Here is a 4,875-nt window from a genome sequence, read left to right as displayed (position 1 = left end):
ATCCTAACCAGAGACGGATCCACACCACGCTTCACTAACTCTGCCATAGTGGCCATCATTGTACCGCCCGTCGCCAACATTGGCTCACTGATCAAGATGCGAGTATTGGGACCAATCTGATCCGGCAGCTTGTTCAGATAACAGCTAGCCTCCAGGGTTTCTTCATTGCGAACAAAGCCAAGGTGATACACCGAAGCCGTAGGCAGTGCCGATTGGACGCCTTCCATCAACGCCAACCCCGCCCTCAAAATGGGGATCACCATCAGCGGCATTTCAGGATTGATAAATGTCGCAGGGCTAGGAGCCAGCGGCGTTTCTACGGTGGCATCCACAGTGGGTAACCAATCATTACGAATTGCTTCATAGGTTAACCATCGCCCCATTTCAGTCATGGCACTGCGAAATACAGCAGACGGTGTGTTAACGTCCCGTAACACACCGAGCCAATGTTTGATTAATGGGTGAGGAGGAACGTGAATCCGCAGCTGAATTGCCATGGGAAATGCTAATAGAGACAGTAAGATGGGCTCAAATCTGCCCAATCATACGCCTTTGATAGCGAGGCGGTCTAGGGTTTAGGTGCTGGACTTTTTACCCACTCCCTAGGCCCTAAGCCCCCTATACTTATCGCCCCCGCAGCAAGTGTTTAACCGTTTCCACCATCTCAGCCGGGCGAAACGGCTTGGCAATGTAGGCGTCTGCCCCCTGCTTCATCCCCCAATAACGGTCAAATTCTTCATTTTTAGATGAACAAATAACCACTGGCACGTCCTTTGTGGGACCGTTGTTCTTGACCCAGCGGCACAGCTCATAGCCATTCATATTAGGCATAACGATATCAAGCACCACAAGATCCGGTGGCCTTGACGAAATCATGTCTTTTGCTTTCTCGCCATCTTCAGCTTCTAAAACAGTCATACCCGCTTTGATCAGGAGACCAGAGATCATCTCCCGTAGGGTTGAACTGTCATCCACAATCAAAACCGTGGTCATAATGCAGGGGATAGGTAGAGTTCCTCAAGTGTTAGTTAGCCCATATCAGAGGGCTAGATTAAACGTAACCAGCTAATAATACGAATTCAGTCGACTTCAAGCAATGACTTTTACTACGAGCGATAGTTAAACAGTTAGACGGCTCTAATTTAGAAATGTGGCCTTACTAGCTATCCCTATCGTATTAATTATTGATTATACGAAAAAGATAAGAAGCATTCGTCACGTCAGTTGCCTATTATTCATAGCTCTTCCAGCAGGCTCAGTAGAGATTTAGGCTGTAGCTTATCTTTAAACCAAACAATCTTGGCTGGTACATTGTTTATATCGATACCGGCTTTTGCTAAGTTTAGCCGTTCTGAAATAGCCAGAATCAAATTCTGACAGTCGGACTTTTGCACCTGGGCAAACTTTTTGCGCAGATACTCTGGTCGCCAGTACCCTACTATTTCCAATAAATAGACACGACCGTCGGGATGCACTAACCGAAAGTCAGGAATCATGACGCTGCCAGGGATTGGGATTAAATCAACTTCTCGTTCCAACTGCCACGGAGTTTTCCCCTTCTCCACAAGGGTCATCCAGCGGTCGGCAAAGGCGGCTTCAACCATACTATCGTAGGGTTTACCCGGCGGGTAGTGACTTACCAGGTCACATTCAGAGTCGAGGGTATAGCTTTTTGCAGACAGTGCCTTGGTATAAGTGTCTTTCCATTGCAGTGTGGCGCTGAGGTGCCAACGTGTCACATGCAAAATAGCAGGTACTAACTTGGCAATATCGAGGCCATAGCGAGTACTGGCTTTGAAAAGACTGGCTGGACCGTCGATGGTAACGGTAAACCCCTGGTCTGCTTCCCCTTCAATGTAGGCCATCAACCGAAATAGCTTTAGATACCGGAACATCAGCTTGTACTCACCGGGATCATTACGGTGCAGATTTAAGACCACATGACTGGCTCGATAAAAGATGCCCTGTACTTGGGATAGGTTATAGCGATGGAGCAATGCCTCTGGTGTAGGGGCATCAAACTGGGTAAGAATACGATTCTCCTTAAGGTCAGCGTATAATCCCTGCTGAATGTGAATGGGTTCAACATCTTTGTCGAGTTCCTGGGTCAGCTGGCTGGCCAAGTTTTCTAGATGCTGCTGTGCTGCTGTAGGGGATGGCACACTCGCAGCGGCAAGGGCAAAGACACGCTGTCTTAATGCCTGAGGCTCTAGAGGGCTGACAATCTCAAATGTGCTGAAACTGCTGCGAAGGATATGGGCTAAGCCTCGTTTGATCCGGTAGTCAGTGTCTTCACCTTCAAGTTCTTGCAGTTTTTGGTTCAGACTCCCTTGGGTATCGCCCACTGTCGCCTGGAACAGAGAAATGAGATTAGTTGCGATCGCAAGCCAATCTTTACTCAGCGGCAGCTGTTTTGCATCAATGGAGTCACCCCGAGGGCGATGGATTAGCAAGTCAGAAGGAAGCATGTTCCTAAGATAGAGGCTATATAGTTAGTTAAGAGCACAATTAATTTTGAGTTTTGAATTTTGAGTTTTGAATTTTGAGTTGTGTCCCCCTCAAGCCCTTTTTGGTCAGAGACATCTCAAACCAAGAACCAAGAACTAAGAACTAAGAACTCAAAAATTTCCTCACCCAGAGCATTACATATTCCCTTCTAACCCTTGATCCAGTCCGAAACCTTAGACCTCTTAGAATGGCCCCGTTTATGTCAGCAGTGGGCCACGTTTGCCGCTACTAAGCTGGGTGCCCTCGCCGCTCGCCACGGGCGCATTCCCGAGCACCAAAGCGAAAGTGAACAGCTCTTGGCTCAGACCCGTGAAGCCTACCGACTAGAAGAGAAATCCCCCCTTAATTTTCGGGGTGTTCAGGACATGGGTGATGCCCTTGAACGGGCGAAGCGTCAAGCCATTTTGTCTGGGGACGAGTTGTTGCACATTGCCACCACCCTAGCGGGTGCCCGTCAGTTACGCCGCACCATTGATGCCCAAGAGGAAGAGGCTTTCCCAGTGCTACAGGCCTTGGTGGGTCAGCTGCGTACCTATCCAGAATTAGAAAAAGAAATCCACCACTGCATCGACGATCGGGGTAAAGTTACCGACCGGGCCAATCCAAAACTGGCCGGCATTCGTAAAAACCTTAAAAGTACCCACGATCAGCTCCATGCCAAGCTACAGCGCATCATGCAACGGCATTCAGGGGCCTTGCAGGAAACCCTGATTACTCAGCGAGCCGGACGCTTTGTAATACCAGTGAAAGCCCCTCAGAAAGAGTCTATTCCCGGCATTGTCCATGATGTGTCTACAAGCGGTGCCACCCTATATATAGAACCCCAGGGTGTGGTGGAATTTGGCAACCGTCTACGTCAGCTAGAGCGTCAAGAGACCCGCGAAGAAGAATTGGTACGGCAGCGCCTGACTGGACAAGTGGCCGCAGTCAGCGAGGACCTGGAGCAGCTCATGGCCATCGTCACAACGTTGGATTTGGCCACTGCCCGGGCTCGCTACTCCCTCTGGTTAGAGGCTAATCCCCCTCGGTTTAGTGAAACCAATGAGCGCACGGTTCTGCGGCAGCTACGTCACCCCATATTAGTGTGGCAACAGCGCCATGAAGAAGGCCCCACGGTGGTTCCCACAGATATCACCATGCACCCCGATATTCGGGTAGTAGCCATTACAGGCCCCAATACCGGGGGTAAGACAGTCACGCTGAAAACCCTGGGGTTAGCAGCCCTGATGGCCAAGGTGGGACTATTTGTGCCTGCTCGTGAACCTGTAGAACTACCCTGGTTTGATCAGGTTTTAGCAGACATTGGTGACGAGCAATCGATTGAGCAAAGTCTGTCGACGTTTTCAGGACATATTCGCCGTATTGGTCGGATTTTGGATGCGATTGGGGCGGATGGGATAGACGATGCGGACAATACGGCAGCGGTGGGTAGTGCCCACCACACAAATTCGTTGGTGCTTTTGGATGAGGTGGGGGCGGGGACTGACCCGACAGAAGGTAGTGCGCTTGCGATCGCACTCCTGCAACACCTAGCGAACCACACTCGTCTAACCGTAGCTACGACTCACTTTGGTGAACTCAAGGCCCTCAAATATCAGGATGAGCGCTTTGAAAATGCCTCAGTGGAGTTTGATGACGTCAGCTTGTCTCCCACCTATCGGCTGCTGTGGGGTATTCCCGGTCGCTCCAATGCCCTCACCATTGCTCGACGGTTAGGGCTCAATCCCAACGTCATTGATACAGCCCAAACCTATGTGGGCGTGAGTAAACAAGATGATGTCAACCAGGTCATCGCTGGCCTTGAAGCCCAGCGTAAGCGGCAGGAGGACCAAGCTAAACAGGCTGCCGGAATCGTTGCCCAGGCCGAAGCCCTCAAAGCAGATATCGAACGCAAGGCTGCCGCTATTAAAGAGTGGGAACGCAGTCAAAAGCTAGAACAGGAAAAAGCGATTCAAGCAGCCGTGGCCGAAGCTAAAGCTGAAATTGCCACGGTTATTCGCCAGTTGCAAAAGGGAAATCCCACCGCCCAGGCCGCCCAAAGGGCAACCGAGTTAGTCGAAGACATTGCTCAGCAGCAACAGGTACCCAAGGGCAACCATCCTGCCAAAAAAGTAATCACCGACTACAAGCCTAAACTGGGTGAAAAAGTCCGTCTGATTGGTCTGGGGGGCCAAACTGCCGAAGTCGTCGGTGAACCCGATAGTGACGGTAAAGTGGCCGTGCGCTTTGGCTTGATGAAAACCATTGTCGATCTCAGTGACATTGAATCCCTCACGGGTCAAAAAACAGCGACGTCTAAACCCGCTGCCGAAAAAGCACCCGAGAAACGCCGCACAACGGTCAAAGTTGCCAAAAAGGAACCAGAGG

The 4,875-nt window shown here is 50.5% G+C and carries 4 protein-coding genes; 1 reads left to right on the top strand and 3 read right to left on the bottom strand.

Annotated features, from left to right (window positions below; genetic code table 11):
- The 3 genes from upp to DXZ20_RS32975 all read right to left on the bottom strand — a co-directional run.
- A partial coding sequence (upp, locus tag DXZ20_RS32985) for a uracil phosphoribosyltransferase (RefSeq protein ID WP_163703698.1) occupies nucleotides 1-497 on the bottom strand: 497 nt, incomplete at its 3' end.
- A gap of 127 nt (nucleotides 498-624) precedes the next feature.
- The gene (locus tag DXZ20_RS32980) at nucleotides 625-993 is read right to left on the bottom strand and encodes a response regulator transcription factor (RefSeq protein WP_006515114.1); all 369 of its coding nucleotides are present in this window, start codon (nucleotides 991-993) and stop codon (nucleotides 625-627) included.
- 242 nt (nucleotides 994-1,235) lie between these two features.
- A complete protein-coding gene (locus tag DXZ20_RS32975) occupies nucleotides 1,236-2,468 on the bottom strand; it encodes a DUF790 family protein (protein WP_163702938.1) in 1,233 nt (410 codons plus the stop codon).
- A 195-nt stretch (nucleotides 2,469-2,663) separates the two neighbouring features.
- Here DXZ20_RS32975 and DXZ20_RS32970 point away from each other — a divergent pair.
- A partial coding sequence (locus DXZ20_RS32970; protein WP_163703697.1) for an endonuclease MutS2 occupies nucleotides 2,664-4,875 on the top strand: 2,212 nt, incomplete at its 3' end.

This window comes from Adonisia turfae CCMR0081, from assembly GCF_011009555.1.
GTDB classification, from domain to species: Bacteria; Cyanobacteriota; Cyanobacteriia; order Phormidesmidales; family Phormidesmidaceae; genus Leptothoe; species Leptothoe turfae.
Note: the sequence above shows the minus strand (reverse complement) of the source record. Positions and strands in the feature narration are given on the sequence as shown.